The sequence below is a fragment of the Rhodoferax sp. genome (genome assembly GCF_028689295.1).
In the GTDB taxonomy this organism is placed as follows: Bacteria; Pseudomonadota; Gammaproteobacteria; order Burkholderiales; family Burkholderiaceae_C; genus Rhodoferax.
Genome location: NZ_JAQTWL010000009.1, coordinates 108,520 through 130,484 on the forward strand (window position 1 = coordinate 108,520; position 21,965 = coordinate 130,484).

Sequence of the window (21,965 nt, forward strand, 5' to 3'; positions counted from 1 at the left end):
TAAGTTTAGTGAACAACCATCAGGGTGAAGGGCCAGACGTAAGCCTGCATCGTCACATACAGACCGACCAGACAAGCCAGCGCAATCGAGTGGAAAAACACATAGCGAAGAATATCGCCCTCGTGGTTGAACCAGCGTGTGGCAGTCGATGCCACCACGATGGATTGTGCGTCGATCATCTTGCCCATCACCCCGCCCGAGCTGTTGGCTGCCCCCATCAGATTGGGCGACAGGCCCAGTTGCTCGGCTGCGACCCGCTGCATACCGCCAAAGAGCACATTGGAGGCGGTGTCCGAACCCGTCATGGCCACGCCAATCCAGCCCATCAAGGTGCCAAAGAACGGGTAGAACACACCGCTGTTGGCGAATGCCAGACCAAGTGTCGTGTCGGTACCCGAAAAACGCGTCAGCGTGCCAAGGCCCAGCATCAGCACAATGGTCATGAGCGAATAGCGCACCAGCCAGAAGGTGCGACCAAAGGTGCGCACGATTTCCATCGGCTTGTACTTCATAACCAGCGCGCCGATGACGGCGGCCAGCAAGATGCCGGTGCCTGTCGCGGACAGCAGGTTGAGCACATAGACCGCTGCCTCAGGATGCGGCGTTGGCACCACCGGCGGCATTTTCATGATCAGGTTGTGCAGGCCCTCCATCACGAACTTGGGTGCAAAGATATTGTTCAGGAAGGTTTTGACGGGTGGCAGGCCCCAGACAAACACAAACACGGTCAGGATCGCCCAGGGTGTCCAAGCCTCGATCAATTGCGCTCTGGAATACTTCAAAGCCGGTTCTGGTGGCCTGGCGTCATGGGCGCTGATGTCGTGCCCTTTGATGGAGGGCGAAGTCCAGATTTTCTTGGGTTGCCAGACGCGCAGGAACAAGATCAGGCAGACCATCGAGACAATGGCGGCAATAATGTCCACCAGTTCCGGGCCAATGAAGTTCGACACCAGGTATTGCGGGATGGCAAATGACAGGCCGGTGACCAGAATGGCGGGCCAGATTTCCATCATCGCCTTGCGGCCGGCAAAGGCCCAGATCAACCAGAATGGCACCATCAGGGAGAAGACGGGCAGTTGGCGCCCGATCATCGCGGTGACTTCCATCAGGTCATAGCCGTGCACCCTGGCCAATGTAATGACCGGCGTGCCCAGCGCGCCAAAGGCGACTGGAGCCGTGTTGGCAATCAGGCTCAGGCCCGATGCGGCCAGCGGCGAGAAGCCCAGGCCGATCAGAATGCCAGCCGTCACCGCGACCGGTGTGCCAAAGCCGGCGGCGCCCTCGAAGAACGCACCAAAACAAAAGGCAATCAGCAGCAGTTGCAGGCGCCGGTCATCGGTGATGTTCGAGAGTGAGGCCTGCAACACCTTGAAGCTGCCGTTTTGCTCGGCCAGTTGTTGCAAAAAAATGATGTTGAGCACAATCCAGCCGATGGGAAGAAGCCCGGTAAAGCCACCATACATGGCGGCGGTGCCTGCCATGCTTGCTGGCATGCCGTAGGCAAAAACCGCCACCGCCACCGCGGCGAGCAGGCCCAGGCCGGCGGCGATGTGGGCCTTGATGTGCATGAAGCCTAACGCCACCAGCATCACCACCACCGGTATTGCCGCCAGCAGGGTAGAAATCACCATGTTCCCAAATGGATCGTAAACCTGTTGCCAAACCATAAAAACCACCTTGAATAAATTGAAAAATGAAGCGTGTGGCCTTGGTCAGACCATGCGCGCGGAAAAGTTCTCGCGACTTCAGCAGAGCATGGCAACCTCCTCCCGGCTGCATTCTTCAAGCAGGTAGGCAAGGGCGTGGTAGGGTCGGCCGGTTTCAGCCGTGAGGCCAATTTCGCAGGTGCGGTTGGTCGAAACCCCCTCGCAGCAGCTTGCCGGCAAGGCGTCATGCACCTTGCGCAGCGCATGCACATTGAGCTCCGGCACGGCAAAGCCGCGGTCGCCGCCAAAGCCGCAACAAGTGACGCCCGCCGGCTCGATGACCTGCTCGACGCAGGCCGCCAGCACGCGGCGCAGTTTGGCGTCGGAGCCGGTGCGGCGCACACTGCAATTGATGTGCAGCGCCACCGGCCCGGGCTTCTTGGTGATGAACAACCGTGGCAGCATTGCGTCGTGGGCAAATTCGTGAAAGTCCAGCAGTTGCAAAGGGCTACCCGCCAGCTTTTTCTGCATCCGAACCGAGCAGGTGCTGGCATCCATGAGAACCGGGTAGTAACCACCGTGGCCGTCGTCCGCCGCTTTTAACAGCGCTTGCGTCACGGCATCGCTCATTTCGTCGGCCTCCTCGGCCATGCCCTTGCTCTCCAACATCTGGCCGCAGCAGAGTTTGTCAAAACCCTCGGGCAGGATGGGCTTGTAGCCGGCGCGCACCAGCAGGGTCATGATGACTTCGGGCAGGGTCGCTTCATTGGCGGTGTTGGCGCCAAAAATGCGCCCGCCGCAGGCCGGGAAATAGACCACCGGGTCACCCTCGCCTTGGTATGCCTCGGGCGTTTTGCCGGCATGCGGCATGCCGCGTTTCCACTTGCCGCCCGAGAGCTTGCCCAGCACCTTGTCGCCGACCACGCTGGAGGCCACGTGCCCGAGGCCAAGCCCCAGGCGCGAGGCGCTGGCTACCTTGCCAAAGTTGTCCGCCGTCCATTGCGCCACCTTGTGCGATGTGCTGCCCATGCCGCGGCCGCGCAGCAGGCGCGTCAGGGCACCGGTGTCGATGCCGACCGGGCAGGCCGTTGAGCACAGGCCGCAGCCGGCGCAGGTGTCCAGGCCATAGTAGGCAAAGTCGGCTTCCAGATCGGCCACGCTCTCGCCCGTCGCCGTGCGTCGGGATAGATCGCGCCAGCTCACAATGCGCTGGCGCGGCGACAAGGTCAGGCGGTGCGACGGGCACAGCGGCTCGCAAAAGCCGCATTCAATACAACGGTCCACCAGCTCTTCGGCGGCCGGCATGGGCTTGAGGTTTTTCAGGTGCGCCTGCGGGTCATCGTTCAGGATCACGCCGGGGTTGAGCAAGTTTTGCGGGTCAAACAGTTGCTTGATGCGGCGCATCAATCCGGTCGCCTGTGTGCCCCATTCTTTTTCGACAAACGGCGCCATGTTGCGGCCGGTGCCGTGTTCGGCTTTGAGTGAGCCGTCGTACTTGTCCACCACCAGCGTGCAGATGTCGTTCATGAAGCGGGCGTAGCGGTCCACCTCGGATTGCACCGAGAAATCCTGCGTGAAGACAAAGTGCAGGTTGCCCTCAAGGGCGTGGCCAAAGATGATGCCCTCAAAGTAACCGTGCTTGCGCAGCAGCGCCTGCAAATCGAGCGTGGCACTGGCCAGAGTCGCCAGCGGAAACGCCACGTCTTCGATGATGACCGTGGTGCCGGTGCGGCGCATCGCCCCCACCGCCGGGAAGGTGCCCTTGCGTACTTTCCAGTACATCTCGCAGGTGGCGGGGTCGGTTGAAAACACCGGAGGTTCGATGGTTTCGATACCGCGCAAGGCATCCAACGCCGCATCCATGCGCAGTTGCAACGCCATGGCCGTTTCGCCGCGCACCTCAATCAACAGCGCGGCGACCTCATCACTCAGGGTGCGCATGATGGCGGGCAAACCCGGCTTGTCTTGCACCGAGCGCAGGGAGGCGCGGTCGAGCAGTTCGACCGCCGACACCGGCTTGGGTTTGAGCCCGATCACCGCCTTGCAGGCCACCTCGATATTCGGGAAAAACACCAGCGCGCTGGCCTTGAATGGGTCCTCATTCACCGTCTGGTAAGTGATGCGCGAGATGAAGCCGAGGGTACCTTCGGAGCCGATCATCAGGTGCGCCAGGATGTCGACGGGGTCGGCAAAATCGACCAGCGCGTTGAGGCTGTAGCCGGTGGTGTTTTTGATGCTGTACTTGTGGCGAATGCGCGCTGCCAGCACCTCGTCCGCGCGGGTGGTCTCACCCAGGTGTTGCAGGTCATCCAGCAGGGTGGCGTGGCTCTGGTGAAAACTGGCCACGCTGTAGGCGTCTTCAGTGTCGAGCAGCGTGCCGTCGGCCAGAATGACACGCATGCCGGCCAGCGTGCGGTAGCTGTTTTGCGCCGTGCCGCAGCACATGCCCGAAGCATTGTTGGCGGCAATACCGCCGATCTTGCAGGCGTTGATGGATGCCGGGTCGGGGCCGATCTTGCGCCCGTGCTGGCTCAGGCGAAAGTTCACCTCGCCACCGATGATGCCGGGGCCGACGCGCACCGTGGCAGCATCAGGGCCAATCTCGCAAGTGGCAAAACCCTCGCCAATCAGGGCTAGCACGCTATCGGTGACGGCCTGGCCCGACAAACTGGTACCGGCGGCGCGAAACGTGACCGGGCTACCCAGCGTGCGTGTGACCTGCAGCAGCGCCTGCACTTCTTGCTCGGACTCGACCACCGCCACCACTTCGGGTGTCAGGCGATAAAAGCTGGCATCGGTGCCGTAGGCCAGACGCCGCAGCGGGTCACTGATGACCTGTTTGGGCGGCAGAATGCGCGCCAGCACGTCCAATAATTGGCTCATGGATTTGTCTCCTTTATTATTTTTTTGGTAAAGTGGTATTACCAATAGCGACTGTAAATTTTATGAGTTGGCCTGTGAACTAGGGTTTACCCTAGGATCTGATGCGTTATTTTCAAAAGGGTTTTGAAATATGATGCAATTGGTCTGACCATTTATTGCAATATGAACCCACGACGCCCTGCAGCTACCCGCCTGGCTGACTCTGTTGCCAGCGAACTCGAGAAGCGAATCCTTGAAGGCTCGCTCAAGCCTGGCGACCGCTTGCCGTCAGAGCGGACGCTGGCGCTGGAACTGGGCGTGTCGCGCCCCTCGCTGCGCGAGGCGATGCAGCAACTGGTGTCCAAGGGCCTGCTGAGCACGCGCCATGGCGGCGGCACTTACGTCACGGATCGGCTGGAGGCGCATTTTGTCGATCCCTGGCAGGACATGCTCAAGGGTAATCCCATGCTGCACCGTGATCTGCTCGAAGTGCGCCAAATGTTGGAGAGCCAGGCTGCCGCGCTGGCCGCCGATCGTGCCACTGACATCGACATCAGCCGGCTCGACGCGGTCTATGCGGCGCTGGAAGCCAGCTACGACCGGGATGATCTGGCCAACTGTATCGATGCCGACGTGGCCTTTCACCAGGCTGTGGCCGAGGCTTCGCACAACGTGCTGATCGGCCACCTGACGGCCAGCCTGATGCGGGTGATCCACGGTCATGTGGCCAACAATCTGGTGCACTTGCACACCCGGCCGCAGCGCTGGCAACAGTTGCGAGCACAGCACCGCGCCATCTGGCAGGCCATTCGCGAGCACAAGCCGCAAGATGCGGCCTCGGCCGCCAGCGAACACATTGACTTTGTGCGCCAGGGCATTGAGGACAAGGCACTCGATGAGGAACGTCGCTCCAGCGCGCTCAGGCGCCTGGGTGAAACGGCTGCGACCTGACCAAGGAGCGGCGAGGTCGGCAACAGGCCAAAGTGTGTCGTCTACACCAAGTGCTCGCCCAGGTGCAATAATCGCGCCCCATGGACCTTCTGCACACCCTGCGCAACGCACCCTGGCTGGCCCGTCTGGCCCTGCTGTGGTTAGCCCTGACGCTGGGGGCGGCCGTGGCCTCACCCATGGTCAACCCGCCGACAGAGCTGGTGATCTGCACCGGCGCGGGCATGCTCAAGGTGGTGCTGGCTGACGACGGCACGGTCAACACTGCAGCCTCATCCGACACCGGTGACACCCTGTTCTGCCCGCTGTGCCTGGTGGGTGGTGCGCCACCCCCCTTCGTGTTGAATACGTTGGAGGCAACACAGCCTCTGAGTCATGTGCTGCAAAGCATTCCAGCGGCCATCATCGCCGCCCTGACCGCCGCGCCACCACCTGCGCGCGCGCCCCCCAAAGCCTGATAGCCCTGTTTTACGGTGCGTCCGGCAGGTTGTTCTTCGGGTTGACTGAAGCCAACCCCGCTAACGCCAACAAACGCCGGTTATTCGTGCTTTTCCGGTAACGGCGTAAGCCCCGTTTTTCTGTCACTCTGTCGGTCGTCCCGACCTTTTAATCCTGAAGGAACCCCATGAAATTCAAATCACTGATGACTGCCGTGGCGCTGGCCGCGTCTACCTTGTGCGCGTTTGCCCATGACGCGGTCGAGGTGCAAAACGCCTGGGCGCGCGCCACCGTCAAAGGTCAAATGGCCACCGGCGCCTTCATGACCCTCACCGCCGATGCCGGTGCCAAATTGGTGGGCGCGTCTTCACCTGTGGCAGGCGTCGCGCAAGTGCATGAGATGAAAATGGAAGCTGGCGTGATGAAAATGGCCGAGCTCAAAGGCGGCCTGGATTTGCCCGCTGGCAAAGCCGTTGAGCTCAAACCCGGCGGCTACCACGTCATGCTGATGGACTTGAAAGAGCCCTTGACGAACGGCAGCACCGTGCCAGTGACGCTGATTTTCAAAGACGCCAAAGGCACTGAGATCAAGCAAGAGCTCAAACTGCCGGTGGCCATGAGCGCGCCTGGCGGCATGGGCAAGCCCGCCGCCATGGATCACAGCATGCACAACATGCATGGCGACAAACCGGCGGCCAAGTAAATCACCTGCCAAACCGTTAACCCCCGGCATGTCCCCCGCACGGCATCACACTGTCATGAACCGGCACTACCGGCGCTGGGTGTTGTGGCTGGCTGTGTGCCTGGCGCTGTTTGCTGCGCTGGCGCCCAGCGTGTCGCATGCCGTGCGCGCCTTGGCTGGTGAGCGTGCGGGTGCGCCGGCTTCCTGGGTTGAGATTTGTACCAGCGCGCCCGGTGCAACGGCCACACCCGACAACAGCGCTGGTGGGTCGGGCCAGCCCACGGTTTTTGAACATTGCCCGTTTTGCCTGCTGATGGCCGACCGGCTGGCTCCGCCCAGTGCCAGCACAAGCCTGTTTTTTGTCGCTCCCGGCCACGCTGTGCGGCCGGGAGCGCCACCGGTTCACACCCGGCCTGCCCAAAGCATTGCGGCAGCGCAGCCACGCGGCCCGCCCGCGCTCTGAGTTTCCTCACCCCCCGCCTCGGGTTATGCGTGGACGCAGCCAGGGCATGCCCTGTGCTGCGCACTTTGCGCTTGGCACGCGTTTTTGTCTATGGACTCAGGAATTCACCATGAAACTTTCAGAATTCACGCTGGCGCGCTGGTTGACGCACCTCAACATCGGCCTCGCTTTGGGGCTGCTGCTGTGGCTGGCCAGTCTGTCCACCGTCGGTTATGCCCATGGCGTGTCCGCAGGTGACTTGCAGCTCGATCACCCCTACGCCGTGCCCAGTGCGCCGGGGGAACCGCACGGCAAGGCGTACTTGCGCGGCATCAAAAATGCGGGCGCTCGCCCCGATCGTTTGCTGGGTGCGAGCACGCCGCTGGCTGCCAAAGTTGAGTTGCACAGCTTGAAAACAGATGCCGATGGCTTGCTTGGCAAGCAGGTCGAGGCGATTGACCTGCCAGCCAAAACCGTCACCCGGCTGCGTCACACCGGCGACTACCAGCTCACGCTGATTGATCTGAAGGCAACCCTGAAAGACGGCGATCGGTTCACCTTGACCCTGAACTTTGAGCATGCCGGTAGCCAGACCGTGCAAGTCTGGGTGCAAACGCCGCGTGATGCGGCGGCCAGCCATTTGGCGCACTAAAAAAACGGCATCTCGTTGCCTCTGATTCTTCACTTCTTAAACCATTCTGCGCCGCAAGGAAATTACCATGTCTTATCCTAAGCACCATCCATTCGCCAGCGTCATGGCGCTGGCCGTTCCCGTGCTCTGCCTGCAATGCAGCCAGGCACTGGCGCAAGCAACGGTCACCAGCACGCTGCCAGCCATTACGGTCAATGCCAGCAGGCTCGATGCCAGCCAGTCCCCGGTTGGGATGACCGTTGACAAGGCCAGCATGGCCGCCAGGCTGCCTGCCACCAGTGACACCGCCAGTCTGCTGGTGGACGTGCCCGGCCTGAGCCTGTACGGTGCCGGTGGTGTGTCGAGCGTGCCCGCCATCAATGGCCTGGCCGATGACCGCCTGCGCATCAAGGTCAATGGCATGGATTTGATTGCATCCTGCCCCAACCACATGAACCTGGCGCTGTCGTACATCGACCCGACCCAGGTCGGCGCGCTCACGGTCTATGCCGGTATCGCGCCGGTCAGCAGCGGGGGTGACAGCATTGGCGGCACCATCACGGCAGAGTCACTCGCACCGGAATTCGCCGCGCCCGGGCAAAACGCCATTGTCAAAGGCGAGGCAGGCACCTTCTACCGCAGCAACAACAGCGCCAGTGGAGCCAATCTCTCGGCCAGCTACGCCACAGAAACGTTCAACATCAGCTACAGCGGGGCCACCAGCAAAGCTGACAACTACACGGCAGGCGGCGACTTCAAAACCTATGACTTCACCGGCCGGATCGGCCACACGCTGGCCCGCGACGAGGTGGGTTCCACCGCATATGAAACCCGCAACCACACGCTGGGGCTGGCCTTTAAACATGACAAACATCTGTTGGAGGCCAAGGTGGGCATTCAGGACCTGCCGTTTCAGCTCTATCCGAGCCAGCGCATGGACATGCTCCACAACAAGCAGGACAGCCTGAACCTGCACTACCTTGGCCAGTTTGATTGGGGTTCGCTGGATGCGCGCGCTTACCAGGAGAACGTGGACCACTTCATGGATTTCGGCCCTGACAAGCGCTACTGGTATGGCATGGCGTCTGGCGGTGGTGCCGCTTTGGACGGCGCACCGTGCGCTGCGCCCGTCTATGGCATGGGACCCACAAGTTGTGCTGCCGGCATGCCGATGTACACAGAAGGCCAAACCACCGGCCTTGGCGTCAAGGCTGACGTGATCCTGAACTCGCAAAACCGGCTGCGTGCCGGCGCTGAGTTGCTGCAATACCGCCTGGACGACTGGTGGCCAGCGTCAGGTGCTGGCATGGGACCGGGAACCTTCTGGAACATCAAGAACGGCGAGCGTGACCGCAGGGCGCTGTTTGCGGAACTGGAAACCCGTAAAAGCGCGCAGTGGATGACGCTGGTCGGTGTGCGCGTGGAGCAGGTCAGGTCGGATGCAGGCCAAGCCGCTGGCTACAGCCCTGCAGGCGGTGGTTTTCAGGGGCGTGACGCGGATGCTTTCAACGCCAAGAGCCACGCCAGCACCGATAACAATGTTGATCTCACCGCCCTGGCCAAGTACACCGCCAATGCCAATTACGACATCGAATTCGGATTTGCCCACAAGGTTCGTTCGCCCAATGTGTACGAGCGTTTTACCTGGTCCACCTGGCAAATGGCCGCGCTGATGAACAACTTTGTCGGCGACGGCAACGGTTATGTGGGCAACCTTGCCCTCGAGCCCGAGTCTGCCAACACCTTGAGCGCCACCTTCGACTGGCACGCTGCAGACAGCAGCTGGGGCTTCAAGGCCACGCCGTTTTACACGCAGGTGGACGACTACATCGACGCGGTGCAGTGGAACGCCACCACCAACACACCCGCCACCACCCTGGTCACCGACAAGTTCAGCGTGATGAAGTACATGAACCAGTCGGCGCGCCTTTACGGCGCGAATGTGTCCGGCCACATGCCGCTGGCTAAAACCGGTTGGGGTGAGTTCGGCTTCAAGGGCCTGTTGAACTACACCCGAGGCACCAATGAAACCACGGGCGGCAACCTGTACAACATCATGCCCCTGAATGCCAAACTGGCCGTGACGCAAAAGGCGGGCGGCTGGGACAACAGCCTGGAACTGGTGGCGGTGAAGGCCAAGACCGATGTCTCCGCTGTGCGCAACGAGATCAAGACCCCCGGCTACAGCCTGGTGCATGTGCGCACCAGCTATTCGTGGAAGACCGTCCGGCTGGATCTGGGTGTAGAGAACCTGTTTGACACGCTCTATTCCCTGCCCACTGGCGGAGCCTACACCGGCCAGGGCACCACCATGACCAACCCGGCGTTGCCCAACTACCCGCAGTGGGGTACCGCCGTGCCCGGCATGGGCCGCTCGATCTATGTCGGTATGAATGTCAAGTTCTGATGCTTGAACCCCAAGCCTTCGACGCCTTTGCGGGCTTGGTGGTCAATGTCATCGATGCTATTGAAAACATGGCTTTTTTGGCATTTTGAAAAAGAGCTGCAGGCCAATTTTTTATCTATCAAGGAGAGCCCATGAGCACGGCAATATTCAACTTGTCCAGTCACAGCTTGAGCGCCCGTGAGGGCCTGGCAGTGCCGGCCCTGGCGCAGATGTGGCGCGTGAAGACGGGTGCGCTGCGCATTGACAGCGCGCAGCCTGGCGAGGTCAGCCGATTCATGCGGCTGGCACTGCCGGGTGATGTGATTGGTGTGGAAAAGTGGGTGGGCACCGATGATGCCTTGAGCATGCGCGCACTCACCGCCGTCACTTTGATCCCGGTCCAGGCCAGCGACCCCGAGATGATGCACATCCTGATGGAAACCGTGGTGGTGGCCCACCAGCGTTGCCGTGAAGTGGTCAGCCTGCGCACCGGGTCGGCGTCGCAGCGCGTGAAGTGTCTGCTGTTGATGTTTGCCGACAGTGTGAACCACGACGCAAAGACCATATCAGAGTGCGCGTTGCCGAACCTCAGCGACATGGCCGACATTCTGGATGCCGCGCCCGAGACCGTGTCGCGCGTGTTCAGCGCCATGCGCAAGCTGGACTATCTGCAAGACCGCAAACCGCACCGGGCGCGATTCAGCAGTGTGGCTTTGCGCGCCCATGAGCTGATTCCCGGCATGACGGCCAGTTCGGCCGCGCGTCGCGGGCAGATGGTTGGGGTCTGAATGTATTTTCCTGAGGGCGCATGGAGGAGGCGCGGGCTTTGCGTTAAGCTGTTGCCTGTGCCACGACAACAACGCTTAGGAGAAAATCATGAGTGATTCGCAAAACGAAGGCTTCGGTAAATTTGTCCCTGGTTTTGACTTTTTGCAGAACTTGGCCAAGGGCGCCTCGCAGGCGGTGCCGCAAATGCCCAACATGGCCAACTGGATCGCACCTTCGCTTAACGAAGAAGAACTGGACAAGCGCATCAATGAGCTCAAGGCGGTGCATTTCTGGCTCGATCAAAACTCCAAGGCGCTGGGTGCCACGGTGCAGGCGCTCGAAGTCCAGAAAATGACGCTGGCCACCCTCAAGGGCATGAACTTCAGCATGGGCGATATGGCCAATGCGTTCAAGCTCAAGGCCGCCGACACGGTGGCCTCCGGCGTCCAAAAGGTCACTGAGAAGGCCGCAGCCACGGTTCAGACGGTGGCAGACGTGGCTGGAAAAACCGAAGAAGTGGCCAAAAAAGTAGGCGCTGCCGTCAAGCCGGCGGCATCTGCTGCTGCGGCGGGTCTGGTTGACCCGATGCAGTTGTGGACGGCGCTGACCCAGCAGTTCCAGCACATTGCGGCCGGCGCCATGAAGGAAGCCGGCAAGGCGACGGCGATGGACATGGGCAAGAACCTGGCCAAAGGAGTGGTCAAGGAAACGGTCAAGGCGGTCAAAAAGGTGCCCGCCAAAAAAACAGCAGCGAAAAAAGTGCCGGCCAAAGCGGTCAAAAAAGCAGCCAACAAAACCGGCGCGCGCGGCCGCTGAGGCCGTGCGTGTGAATAGCAGGGCAGTGTCGGCATGAAATTGTTTCCCTACGCGCACGCCACCCACCCGCAGTGGGGCATGGCCGCCGGCCTGGCGCTGGCGCAGTTGCGCGCCCAGATGGCATTGCACGGCTACGCCGCCAACCCGACGCTGGCGCTGCTCTACATCACCGACCACTACGCGGCCCATGCGCAGGAGATTCTGGAGCACCTGAGCGCCGAGTTGCCCGAGATCACCGACTGGTCTGGCACCGTGGGCGTGGGCATTGCCTCCAATAACGTCGAATATTTTGACGAGCCCGCGCTGGCGCTGATGCTGCTGGAGTTGCCCAGCGACCAGTACCGCGTGTTCTCGGGCGTGGCGCCGCTAGGCTTGGCTTTTGAGGCGCACACCGCGCTGGTTCATGCCGACGGCCACACCCCCGATGTGGCGGAGCTGATCGAGGAGCTGGCCGCCCGCACCGACTCCGGCTATGTGTTCGGCGGCCTGGCGTCCAGCCGCGGCGCGGCGGTGCAGTTTGCGGTGGCCGCCGATGGCACTGTCAAGGGCCAGGGCAAGTCCAGCGGCGTTTTCAGCGGTGGCTTGAGCGGGGTCGCTTTTGGGCCCGAGGTGACGCTGGTGTCACGCGTTACCCAAGGCTGCCTGCCGATCAAGCGCGCGCACCGGGTCACCGGCGCCGAGCGCAATGTGGTGCTCACGCTCGATGATGAGCCCGCCTTGCAGGTGATGCTGCGCGAGTTGAATGTGACGCTGGACGAGCCGCGCGAAGCGCTGCAAGCCGTGCGCGCCACGCTGGTCGGTTTGACCGAGCCCGCCAGTTTGGCTGATGCGCCGGAAACCATCACGCGCACCGGCAATTTCGGCCCCGATGTGCTGGTGCGCCACATCATCGGCCTCGACCCCGCACGCGCCGGTGTGGCGGTGGCCGATGTCGTGACCGAGGGCATGGAGTTGGCCTTTTGCCAGCGCAACGTGCAGGCCGCGCGTGCCGACCTGATACGGGTCTGTGCCGAAATCCGTGAAGAACTGGAGCCGCAAGAGCAGGCACTGGAAACCGCCACCGCCTTGGCGCAATCCGAGATCGACGCCGCACCGCATGCTGCCCGCGGCATTGCCGGGGCCATTTACGTGAGCTGCACCGGTCGCGGCGGCGCCCATTTTGGCGGCCCGAGCGCCGAGTTGCAGATCATCCGCCGGGCGCTGGGCGACGTGCCGCTGGTCGGGTTTTTTGCCGGTGGCGAGATTGCCCGCCACCACCTCTACGGCTACACCGGGGTGCTGACGGTATTTACGGGCAAATAAATCGCCTGCTTATCCTTGCAAATATGGAGTTTCATTCCATGATTTGCAAGGATAAATTCAAAATTCACACCCCGCGCGTCCGATCCATCTTGAACTGCTGTCTGAAAGCGCCAAGAGTGCCGGCATCGAGCGCGGCGCGCACCTCGCGCATCAGGTTCAGGTAGTAGTGCAGGTTGTGGATGCTGGCGAGCATCGGGCCGAGCATTTCGCCGCAGCGGTCCAGGTGGTGCAGGTAGGCCCGGCTAAAGCCGCCGCTGACGGTGCCGTTAGGCCGGGTGGTGCCTTTGCAGGTGTAGCAGGTGCAGGTGGCGTCGAGCGGGCCGTGATCAGCCTTGTGGCGCGCGTTGCGCATTTTCAGGTCGCCAAAACGCGTGAACAGCGTGCCGTTGCGCGCGTTGCGGGTGGGCATCACGCAGTCGAACATGTCCACGCCTTGCGCCACGCCCTCGACCAGGTCTTCGGGGGTGCCGACGCCCATCAGGTAGCGCGGCTTGTGCCAGGGCAGGCGGTGCGGCGTGTGCGCCATGATGCGCAGCATCTCGTCCTTGGGTTCGCCCACGCTCACGCCGCCCACGGCGTAGCCGGGAAAGTCCATCGCCACCAGCTGTTCCAGCGACTCTTGCCGCAGCCCCTCGAACATGCCGCCCTGGACAATGCCGAACAGGGCGTTGGGGTTTTCCAGCCGGGCGAACTCGTCCTGGCTGCGTTTGGCCCAGCGCAGGCTCATTTCCATCGAGGTCCGGGCCTCCTGCTCGGTGGTGATCTGGCCCTTGGTTTTGGGTTCCACCGACAAATAGGGCGTGCATTCGTCCAGCTGCATGGCAATGTCGGAGTTCAGCGTGGTCTGGATCTGCATCGACACTTCGGGTGACATGAAGAGCTTGTCGCCGTTCACGGGCGAAGAGAAATGCACACCTTGCTCGGTGATTTTGCGCATGGCGCCCAGGCTCCAGACTTGAAAACCGCCCGAATCGGTCAGGATCGGTTTGGTCCAGCGCTCAAAGTCGTGCAGGCCGCCAAAACTTTGCATCACGTCCAGCCCCGGTCGCATCCACAGGTGGAAGGTGTTGCCCAAAATGATTTGCGCGCCCATGTCTTCCAGGCTGCTCGGCATCACGCCCTTGACGGTGCCATAAGTGCCGACCGGCATGAAAATCGGGGTTTGCACCATGCCGTGGTTGAGCACCAGGGTACCGCGGCGGGCGTGGCTGCCCGCGTAGCCGGTCTCCGGCACCGGGGGGTCAGTGCGCAGCAGGTCGAACTGAACCACGGGTTGGGGTGGGTGCGGGTGATCGTGAGGATGGTCGTGGGGGTGAGCGTGATCGTGTGTCATGGCGATGGAGCAAAGCGGAAAGGAACTTGGGCGGTATTGTCTTTGATCTGTCGTGCCTGAAATGACAAGTGCATCGCTTTACGTTTATGATTCGCTTTACTTTTCTAACGGTAAAGGATTTGTCATGCAAGCTGAAGCGATTGTGTCAAGCAAAGGGCAGGTGACTTTGCCCGCTGCCATGCGGGCCAAGTTGGGCATCGGCCCGGGTTCCCGCATCCAGTTCGAACTGCGCGGGCAGGAGCTGGTGATCAAGCCCGAGTTGCCGATGAGTGCGTATTACGGTTTATTGAAAAAGTACAACTTGGACCCGGCCGATCTGGAAATTGAGAAAGAGCCCGATCGGGAGTTTGAATGAACCTGGTTGATTCTTCTGGGTGGATCGAGTTTTTTCTGGCAGGAGTCAATGGTCCCAAATTCAAGCCAGTGATTGAACAGCGCGACATCTTGCTGGTGCCAGTGATTGCACTGTACGAGGTCCACCGAGAGCTAAGCCGCAAAGTGCCGCCGGATGCAGTGGCGCAGTGCCTGGATGTGATGCGTCTGGGGCGAGTGCTCGACATCACCGACCGACGTGCGGTGGCTGCTGCCGACGTGGCCCAGCAGCACAAACTTGCCATGGCCGATGCCATGATGTACAGCATGGCGCTTGAACTGGGCGCCACCCTCTGGACGCAGGATGTGGACTACCAGGATTTGCCAGGGGTGAACTATTTCGCCAAACCCTGAGCCTGACGAATCGTGAAGCAATATGAGAATTCGCAATGAGGGCCGCGTTTGTCCGTCCTAGGATGTTTCCTGCCAATCAACCCTCAGGAGCATCATCATGAAAAGTTCATATGCGAAAGTCTCTCTCATGGCCGTGTCGCTGGCGCTGTGCAGCGGTGCGGTATTTGCGCAACGGGCAAAAACCGACCTTGGCAAGATGGAGTTCGATGCCAATTGCGCGGTCTGCCACGGCGCGGACGGCAAAGGCAACGGATCTTTGCGGGAGTTGCTAAGGGTCAGCCCAACCGACCTGACCCAGTTAGCCAAAAAGAACCAGGGCATTCTGCCGATGGGCCGGATGTACGAGGTGATCGATGGCGCCAACGTGCCCAGCCATGGCACGCGCGACATGCCGATCTGGGGTCGGACCTACCAGGCTGAAAATGCCCAGAACCTTCTGGAAGCGCGAGGCAGTTTCGACGCGCAGGCCTTGGTCCGGGCGCGCATTCTGGCGCTGATTGAATACATCAACCGGCTACAGGTCCGCTGAGCGTTTCAGGCTTCAAGCCGCGCTGCTCGCGCGGCTCAGCAGCATGGCGTCGCCATAGCTGAAGAAACGGTAACGCTGTTCGATGGCGTGGCGATACAGCGCCATGATGTGCTCATAGCCAGCAAACGCGCTCACCAGCATCATCAGGCTCGACTTGGGCAGGTGGAAGTTGGTGACCAGCGCATCCACCAGCTTGAACTCGAAGCCTGGCGTGATGAAGATGCGGGTGTCGGATGAAAAAGGGGTTCGAGAAATGGGGGTCAGATCCGAATGACGTGTAGATTCGGCTCTGACCCCCGTTTCCTTTCCATCCAGCGCCCAGGACTCCAGCGTGCGCACTGTGGTGGTGCCAACAGCAATGATGCGCCCGCCGCGCGCGCGGCAGTCGGCGATGGCCTGCTGGGTCGCCACCGGAACCTCGTACCATTCGCTGTGCATCTGATGCTCGGACAGGTTTTCGGTCTTGACCGGCTGAAACGTGCCGGCACCCACATGCAGCGTGACATGGGCACGCTGCACGCCCTTGGCGTCAATGCGCGCCAGCAGTGCTTCATCAAAATGCAGCGCGGCGGTGGGCGCGGCCACAGCGCCGAGGTTTTTGGCAAACACGGTCTGGTAGCGCCGGGCGTCCTCTGCCGAATCGGCATGCGTGATGTAGGGCGGCAGCGGCACATGGCCGTGGCGCGCCATCAGCGTGAACGGATCGTCGCCCACGTCGTTGGACAGCACAAAGCGGAACAGCGGTCCATCGGCATCGGGCCAGCGCCCCAGCAGCGTGGCGCTCAGGTGGTCTGAATGACCCGGCGCGTTGATGAGCGAGACCGTGTCGCCAATGGCAGGCTTTTTGCTCACGCGCAGGTGCGCCGCCACTTGGTTGCCGCCGAGCACGCGCTCGATCAGCAACTCCAGCTTGCCGCCGCTGGCCTTTTCGCCATACAGGCGCGCGTTCATGACGCGGGTGTCGTTGAACACCATCAGGTCGCCTTCCTTGAGCAGCGCGGGCAGGTCTTTGAAGATGCGGTCAACTGGTCTGGCGCCGGTGCCATCGAGCAGGCGCGAGCCGCTGCGCTCGGGCGCCGGATGCTGGGCAATCAGCTCGGGGGGCAGTTCAAAATCGAAGTCGCTGAGACAAAAAGTTCGCGTTGGCTTGGGGTTGTACGGCATGTTGATTACACCGGCCACACCACGCCGTGGTCGTTCAGGATGGCGTCCATCGGCAAGTCATGCGGCTCCGGCTCGAAGTCAGGCAAGAAGTCAGTGCCAAAGCCAAGGCCCACGGTGAACGGGCGCGGCTGCAAGGCGGCCAGGGTGCGGTCGTAAAACCCGCCGCCATACCCCAGGCGATAACCGCCGGGCGCATAGCCGACGCAGGCGACAAACAGCAGCGTCGGGGTGATGACTTCGGTGTCTTTGGGTTTGGGGATGCCGTAGGCGTCTTCTTCCATCGGGCAGCCGGGGTACCAGGCGTGAAAAGCCAGGGTCTTGTGAACTTTGTCCACCACCGGCAGTCCAATTTTGCGCAGTTGTTGTTGTTCGATGAGTTCGCCGTCTTCCTTCCAGCGGTGCAGGGCTGGCAAGGGGTCAAATTCACCTTTGATGGGCCAATAGGCGCCGATCACGGTGTCGGGGCGGCCCACTAGCCAGATGCGCATCACCTGCTGTAGCATGGCAATGCGCTGCAAGCGGTCCGGCATGCGCAGGCGTTGCTCAACCAGCCGCTTGCGCAAAGCTTTTTTCTCAATGGCCTTTTGTTCGTCAGATTTATTCATAATCACCACATGCAGTTCCGAACGATTTTGACATTGATTAGCCTGCTCGGCACGCTGTATGGTCTGCCGGCGCAGGCGCAGGGCGTGACGCCCGGCATGAGCGCGTCTGATGCCATCATCCTGGAGATGCGCGAGGCCTTCAACAAAGGCCAGTCAACGCGCCTGACCGGACTGCTGCCGCGTGCCAGTGGCCATGTGCTGGCACCCTGGGCCGCTTACTGGGAGCTGCGCGCCCGGCTCGAGACAGCAGCGCCCGACGAGATCAGCGGTTTCTTGAACCGCTTTGCCGGCACCTACCAGGAAGACCGCTTGCGCAATGACTGGTTGCTGCTGCTGGGCCAACGGCAGGAATGGGGCACTTTCATGGCTGAGTACCCAAATTTCCGCATGAATGATGATCGTTCGGTCCAGTGCTACGCATTGCTGACAGACTTCAAGTCAAGTGAACGCGATGTGGCCCAACAAGTTGAGGACTTGTGGTTGGCCCAGCGCGATGCCGATGACGGTTGTGCGGCCGCCGCAGAACAGCAACTCAAGGCCAGAAAACTCCAACCTCAGACAGCTTGGTTGCGTGCGCGCCTGGGTATGGAGAATGGCAACCAGCGTATGGCGGTCCAGGCCGTTGGCCTGCTGGACGCCGAATGGGCCAACACGGTGAGCGCAATCTACGGCAATCCCGGGCACTATCTTCAGGGCAGGCTGCTGGCGCTGCGTTTGCGCACCAAAGAGCTGGTCACGCTGGCCATGATTCGCCTCGCGGTCAAAGATCCCGACGTTGCAGCCCTTGAAATCGACAAGCTGCGCTGGAAGACCCAGCTCAGTCAGGAAGAGCGCAGTTGGGTCTGGGGTGTGATCGGCAAGAACGCTGCCATGCGACAGTCTGACAAGTCGCTGGCTTATTTCATGAAGGGACAAGACAATCTGATGCAGGCCGACCACCTCGCCTGGAAAGCGCGCGCGGCGCTGCGGGTGGGTAACTGGGAGCAGGTGGCTGCCGCCACTGAGGCCATGAACGACAGCCAGCGCCAAGACGCTGCCTGGGTTTACTGGCGCGCCCGCGCCCTCAAACAATTGGCCAAAACCGAACCCGAGCGGACGCAGTCCGCCGCCTTGTTGCAAGGCATTGCCGGTGTGGGCGGTTTTTACAACATGCTGGCGCTGGAAGAACTCGGCCAGTCCATCACGCCGTCGGCGCTGCCCGAAGCACTGAGCGCCGCCGAGAAAGAGGCCGCCCGCGCCAACGCCGGTTTGCAGCGGGCGCTGGCTGCCATTGCATTGGGATTGCGCAGCGAGGGCGTGCGCGAATGGAACTACAGCACCAACCTGCACACGCGCGGAGGCATGAGCGACCGCGAGTTGCTGGCCGCCGCCGATCTGGCTTGCCAGCATGAGGTGTGGGACCGATGCATCAACACCAGCGAACGCACCAAAAATGTGATCGACCTCACGCAACGCTATCCCATGCCGCACCAGCAGGCTGTGCTGGCGCGCAGCCGCGCCATCGGGCTCGACCCGGCTTACGTCTATGGCCTGATCCGCCAGGAGAGCCGCTTCATCATGGATGCCCGCTCCGGTGTGGGCGCCAGCGGCCTCATGCAGGTGATGCCGGCCACTGCGCGCTGGACCGCCAAAAAAATCGGCCTGACCAGCTTCAGGCCGCACCAAATTACTGAGCGCGACACCAACATCGCCATCGGCACCGGCTACCTCAAGCTGGTGCTAGACGATTTTTCCGGCTCCATGCCAATGGCCGCTGCCGCCTATAACGCCGGCCCGGGTCGGCCGCGCATCTGGCGCGGCCAGACCGGCGCGCCAGTGCTCGAAGCCGCCATCTGGGCAGAAAACGTGCCCTTTGCCGAGACCCGCGACTACGTCAAGAAAGTGCTGGCCAACACCACCATCTACGCTGCCATGATCAGCGGCCAGACCCAGTCTCTGAAAGCCCGTCTGGGGCAGGTCGGGCCGATGGATGGCACGCTGCCGGTGAACCGCGACCTGCCCTGAACCTCATGATGAAACTCTACATCGGCAACAAAAACTACTCGTCCTGGTCGATGCGGCCGTGGGTGCTGCTGACCCAGGCGGGCATCGCGTTTGAAGAAGTCATGGTGCGCTTTGACGCCTTCACGCCCCAGTCGCAATTCAAGGCCACGCTGCGCCCGCTGTCGCCCACCGGCAAGGTGCCGCTGTTGTTGGATGACGACCTGGTGGTCTGGGACACGCTGGCCATTGCCGAGTATTTGGCCGAGCGGTTCCCCGAAAAAGTCCTGTGGCCGGCAGACAAGGCGGCTCGCGCCCGGGCGCGCAGCCTCTGTGCCGAAATGCACAGTGGTTTCAGCGGGCTGCGCAGCCATTGCCCGATGAACATCGAGGCCCGCCTGCCGGATGCGGGCGCACTGGTCTGGCGCGACCAGGCTGCCGTGCGCGCCGATGTGGCGCGCCTCGTGGAAATGTGGCAGCAGTGCCTGCGGGCCAGCGGCGGCCCGCTGCTGTTTGGCAGTTTTACCGTGGCTGATGCCTACTTTGCGCCGGTCTGCACGCGCCTGGTCAGCTACGCGCTGCCGCTGCCTGACGACGTGCGGGCCTATGTGCAGAGGGTTTGCGCTCTGCCGGGTGTCAAGGCCTGGATCGATGGCGCGCTGGCCGAGCAGGATTTCCTGGATTTTGAAGAGCCTTACCGCCTGCACCGCTGAGATGCGCACTTACCTGGTTGGCGGTGCCGTGCGCGATGCCCTGTTGGGCATGTCCGTGACCGACCGCGACTGGCTGGTGGTGGGGGCCACCCCGGAGCACATGCTGGCGCAGGGCTTTGTGCCGGTGGGCAAAGACTTTCCGGTGTTCTTGCACCCGCAAACTCATGATGAATACGCGCTGGCGCGCACCGAGCGCAAGACTGCGCCGGGCTACCACGGCTTTGCCTTTCACGCGGCGCCTAGCGTGACGCTGGAAGAAGACCTGACGCGGCGCGACATCACCATCAATGCCATGGCGGTGGCGGCGGGCCATGTTCGCCCAGATGGCCAATGGGACGCGCACCAGCTGATCGACCCTTATGGCGGCCGTCAAGATTTGGCGGCCAGGGTGTTTCGCCACGTCAGCCCGGCGTTTCGCGAAGACCCGGTGCGCATCCTGCGCGTGGCGCGCCTCGCCGCCCGATTTGCCGACTTCACGGTGGCTCAAGAGACGCTCCAGCTCATGCGCCAGATGGTGACCAGTGGCGAGGTCGATCAGCTGGTGCACGAGCGCGTCTGGCAGGAGCTGGCGCGCGGCCTGATGGAGGGCAGACCCTCGCGCATGTTCGCGGTGCTGCGCGACTGCGGCGCGCTGGCCCGGCTAATGCCCGAAGTGGATGGACTGTGGGGCGTGGCGCAGCGCGCTGATTACCACCCCGAAGTGGACACCGGCGTTCACGTGATGATGGTGCTCGACATGAGCGCGCGCCTGCAGGCGCCGTTGCCAGTGCGCTTTGCCTGCCTGGGACATGACCTGGGCAAGGGCAACACGCCGCTGCATATCCTGCCGCGGCACCTGGGACACGAACAGCGCAGCGCCCAGTTGCTCAGGGAACTGTGCGAGCGCCTGCGTGTGCCCACCGACTGCCGCGAACTCGCCGACGTGGTGGCGCGCGAGCACAGCAACATCCACCGCTCACCCATGCTGGATGCCGCCGCACTGGTGCGGCTGCTGGAGCGCTGCGACGCCTTGCGCAAGCCCGAGCGCTTTGGCCAGGCCTTGCTGGCCTGCGAATGCGATGCCCGGGGGCGCCTGGGTTACGCTGAAACACCTTATCCGCAGCGCCAGCGACTGCGCGATGTGCTGGCTGTCGTGCGGGCCGTCGAAACCAAACCCATTGCCGAAAACGCCGCTGCAGCGGGGGCCAGTGGCAAAAAAATCGGTGATCTGATTCACCAGGCCCGGGTCGCTGCGGTGCAGCTGGCTTCATGACGCCTCGGGTATGCTTGCACCATGTCCAGTTTGCTGATCATTGAAGACGACGAATTACTGCGCGACGGCCTGTGCGCGCAACTTGCCCAGGCGGGTCACGGCGTCACGGCTGCGGCCGATGGCGAGGCCGCGCAAGTTTTTCTGGAGACGCAGCGCTTTGACGGCGTGGTGCTTGACCTTGGCCTGCCCAAAATCAGCGGAATGGAATTGTTGCGCTGGGTGCGCAAGCGCCTGCCCGCCTTGCCGGTGCTGATCCTGACGGCGCGCGACGGCGTCGATGACCGGGTGCAGGGGCTCAACGCCGGTGCTGATGACTACCTCACCAAACCCTTCGACATGGCCGAGCTGCAGGCCCGCCTGGGCGCCTTGCTGCGGCGCGCGCGCCTTCCCGCTTTTGGCGGCTCGCTGGAACTGGCCAGCAGCCATGGTGAGCGGCCGTTGCGGGTGGATGCGCAGCTGCCGCAAGCCTGGCTCGGCGACGAGGCGCTGGAACTCACCCAGCGCGAGTGGGCCCTGTTGTCGTTGCTGGTGACGCACGCCGGGCGCGTGGTGAGCCGCGAGGATGTGCTGGAAAGCTGGCAAAGCGAGCCCGGTGAGCCCGGGGCGCTGGCGTCCAATGCGCTGGAGGTCTACATCCATCGTTTGCGGCGCAAATTGGTGGATTCGGGCCTGAACATTCGCAATGTGCGCGGTTTGGGCTACATGCTGGAAACCCACAGCGCCTGACTGTCGCTGGGCGCAG

At 62.1% G+C, this 21,965-nt stretch carries 20 protein-coding genes and 1 pseudogene; 16 read left to right on the forward strand and 5 right to left on the reverse strand.

The features are described from left to right. Nucleotides 1–5 precede the first annotated feature (5 nt). The gene (locus PHF15_RS09835; RefSeq protein ID WP_300120714.1) at nucleotides 6–1,667 is read right to left on the reverse strand and encodes an L-lactate permease; all 1,662 of its coding nucleotides are present in this window, start codon (nucleotides 1,665–1,667) and stop codon (nucleotides 6–8) included. 78 nt (nucleotides 1,668–1,745) lie between these two features. Beyond that, nucleotides 1,746–4,529 carry an FAD-binding and (Fe-S)-binding domain-containing protein gene (locus PHF15_RS09840; RefSeq protein ID WP_300120715.1) on the reverse strand — a complete coding sequence of 928 codons (2,784 nt, stop codon included), beginning with the start codon at nucleotides 4,527–4,529 and terminating at the stop codon, nucleotides 1,746–1,748. Nucleotides 4,530–4,691: 162 nt separating this feature from the next. On the opposite strand from PHF15_RS09840, the gene PHF15_RS09845 reads away from it, so the two are divergent. The 9 genes from PHF15_RS09845 (at nucleotide 4,692) to PHF15_RS09885 (ending at nucleotide 12,921) form a co-directional block, all read left to right on the forward strand. After that, nucleotides 4,692–5,459, forward strand: coding sequence for an FCD domain-containing protein (locus tag PHF15_RS09845; protein ID WP_300120716.1), 768 nt, complete (start codon nucleotides 4,692–4,694; stop codon nucleotides 5,457–5,459). An 80-nt stretch (nucleotides 5,460–5,539) separates the two neighbouring features. Beyond that, the gene (locus tag PHF15_RS09850; RefSeq protein ID WP_300120718.1) at nucleotides 5,540–5,914 is read left to right on the forward strand and encodes a DUF2946 family protein; all 375 of its coding nucleotides are present in this window, start codon (nucleotides 5,540–5,542) and stop codon (nucleotides 5,912–5,914) included. A gap of 167 nt (nucleotides 5,915–6,081) precedes the next feature. Then, complete coding sequence (locus PHF15_RS09855) at nucleotides 6,082–6,597, forward strand: copper chaperone PCu(A)C (protein ID WP_300120719.1); 516 nt, start codon at nucleotides 6,082–6,084, stop codon at nucleotides 6,595–6,597. 28 nt (nucleotides 6,598–6,625) lie between these two features. Further along, nucleotides 6,626–7,039, forward strand: coding sequence for a DUF2946 domain-containing protein (locus PHF15_RS09860; protein ID WP_300120721.1), 414 nt, complete (start codon nucleotides 6,626–6,628; stop codon nucleotides 7,037–7,039). Between the two features lie 109 nt (nucleotides 7,040–7,148). Continuing rightward, on the forward strand, nucleotides 7,149–7,670 hold the full coding sequence (locus PHF15_RS09865; RefSeq protein WP_300120723.1) for a copper chaperone PCu(A)C: 522 nt from the start codon (nucleotides 7,149–7,151) through the stop codon (nucleotides 7,668–7,670). Nucleotides 7,671–7,737: 67 nt separating this feature from the next. Further along, the gene (locus PHF15_RS09870) at nucleotides 7,738–10,056 is read left to right on the forward strand and encodes a TonB-dependent receptor (RefSeq protein ID WP_300120725.1); all 2,319 of its coding nucleotides are present in this window, start codon (nucleotides 7,738–7,740) and stop codon (nucleotides 10,054–10,056) included. A gap of 131 nt (nucleotides 10,057–10,187) precedes the next feature. Continuing rightward, nucleotides 10,188–10,823, forward strand: coding sequence for a hypothetical protein (locus tag PHF15_RS09875; protein ID WP_300120727.1), 636 nt, complete (start codon nucleotides 10,188–10,190; stop codon nucleotides 10,821–10,823). 88 nt (nucleotides 10,824–10,911) lie between these two features. Beyond that, on the forward strand, nucleotides 10,912–11,619 hold the full coding sequence (locus tag PHF15_RS09880; protein WP_300120729.1) for a PhaM family polyhydroxyalkanoate granule multifunctional regulatory protein: 708 nt from the start codon (nucleotides 10,912–10,914) through the stop codon (nucleotides 11,617–11,619). A gap of 33 nt (nucleotides 11,620–11,652) precedes the next feature. Beyond that, entirely contained in the window at nucleotides 11,653–12,921 is a 1,269-nt protein-coding gene (locus PHF15_RS09885) for an FIST N-terminal domain-containing protein (protein WP_300120730.1), read from the forward strand. 64 nt (nucleotides 12,922–12,985) lie between these two features. Here the strand turns inward: PHF15_RS09885 and tgt are convergent, their stop codons facing one another. Further along, the gene (gene tgt, locus PHF15_RS09890) at nucleotides 12,986–14,191 is read right to left on the reverse strand and encodes a tRNA guanosine(34) transglycosylase Tgt (RefSeq protein WP_300120765.1); all 1,206 of its coding nucleotides are present in this window, start codon (nucleotides 14,189–14,191) and stop codon (nucleotides 12,986–12,988) included. Between the two features lie 187 nt (nucleotides 14,192–14,378). Here tgt and PHF15_RS09895 point away from each other — a divergent pair, with 187 nt between their 5' ends. The 3 genes from PHF15_RS09895 (at nucleotide 14,379) to PHF15_RS09905 (ending at nucleotide 15,509) form a co-directional block, all read left to right on the forward strand. Next, nucleotides 14,379–14,609: an AbrB/MazE/SpoVT family DNA-binding domain-containing protein gene (locus PHF15_RS09895; RefSeq protein WP_300120732.1), complete on the forward strand. Its 231-nt coding sequence runs from the start codon at nucleotides 14,379–14,381 to the stop codon at nucleotides 14,607–14,609. After that, complete coding sequence (locus PHF15_RS09900) at nucleotides 14,606–14,980, forward strand: type II toxin-antitoxin system VapC family toxin (RefSeq protein ID WP_300120734.1); 375 nt, start codon at nucleotides 14,606–14,608, stop codon at nucleotides 14,978–14,980. Before PHF15_RS09895 ends, PHF15_RS09900 begins: the two co-directional genes overlap by 4 nt. A gap of 97 nt (nucleotides 14,981–15,077) precedes the next feature. Continuing rightward, nucleotides 15,078–15,509: a c-type cytochrome gene (locus tag PHF15_RS09905; RefSeq protein ID WP_300120736.1), complete on the forward strand. Its 432-nt coding sequence runs from the start codon at nucleotides 15,078–15,080 to the stop codon at nucleotides 15,507–15,509. A gap of 12 nt (nucleotides 15,510–15,521) precedes the next feature. Here PHF15_RS09905 and queA read toward each other — a convergent pair whose 3' ends face one another. Continuing rightward, complete coding sequence (gene queA / locus PHF15_RS09910) at nucleotides 15,522–16,673, reverse strand: tRNA preQ1(34) S-adenosylmethionine ribosyltransferase-isomerase QueA (protein WP_300120738.1); 1,152 nt, start codon at nucleotides 16,671–16,673, stop codon at nucleotides 15,522–15,524. A 5-nt stretch (nucleotides 16,674–16,678) separates the two neighbouring features. Continuing rightward, a complete protein-coding gene (locus tag PHF15_RS09915; RefSeq protein WP_300120768.1) occupies nucleotides 16,679–17,251 on the reverse strand; it encodes a 5-formyltetrahydrofolate cyclo-ligase in 573 nt (190 codons plus the stop codon). 36 nt (nucleotides 17,252–17,287) lie between these two features. On the opposite strand from PHF15_RS09915, the gene PHF15_RS09920 reads away from it, so the two are divergent. From PHF15_RS09920 to PHF15_RS09935, 4 genes and pseudogenes are all read left to right on the forward strand, one after another. Next, on the forward strand, nucleotides 17,288–19,282 hold the full coding sequence (locus tag PHF15_RS09920) for a lytic transglycosylase domain-containing protein (protein ID WP_300120740.1): 1,995 nt from the start codon (nucleotides 17,288–17,290) through the stop codon (nucleotides 19,280–19,282). A gap of 5 nt (nucleotides 19,283–19,287) precedes the next feature. Next, nucleotides 19,288–19,971: a glutathione S-transferase family protein gene (locus PHF15_RS09925; RefSeq protein ID WP_300120741.1), complete on the forward strand. Its 684-nt coding sequence runs from the start codon at nucleotides 19,288–19,290 to the stop codon at nucleotides 19,969–19,971. A gap of 1 nt (nucleotide 19,972) precedes the next feature. After that, nucleotides 19,973–21,260 (forward strand): annotated as a pseudogene (locus PHF15_RS09930) (multifunctional CCA addition/repair protein). Continuing rightward, nucleotides 21,245–21,949, forward strand: coding sequence for a response regulator (locus PHF15_RS09935; RefSeq protein WP_300120743.1), 705 nt, complete (start codon nucleotides 21,245–21,247; stop codon nucleotides 21,947–21,949). Before PHF15_RS09930 ends, PHF15_RS09935 begins: the two are co-directional and overlap by 16 nt. Nucleotides 21,950–21,965: the final 16 nt, after the last annotated feature.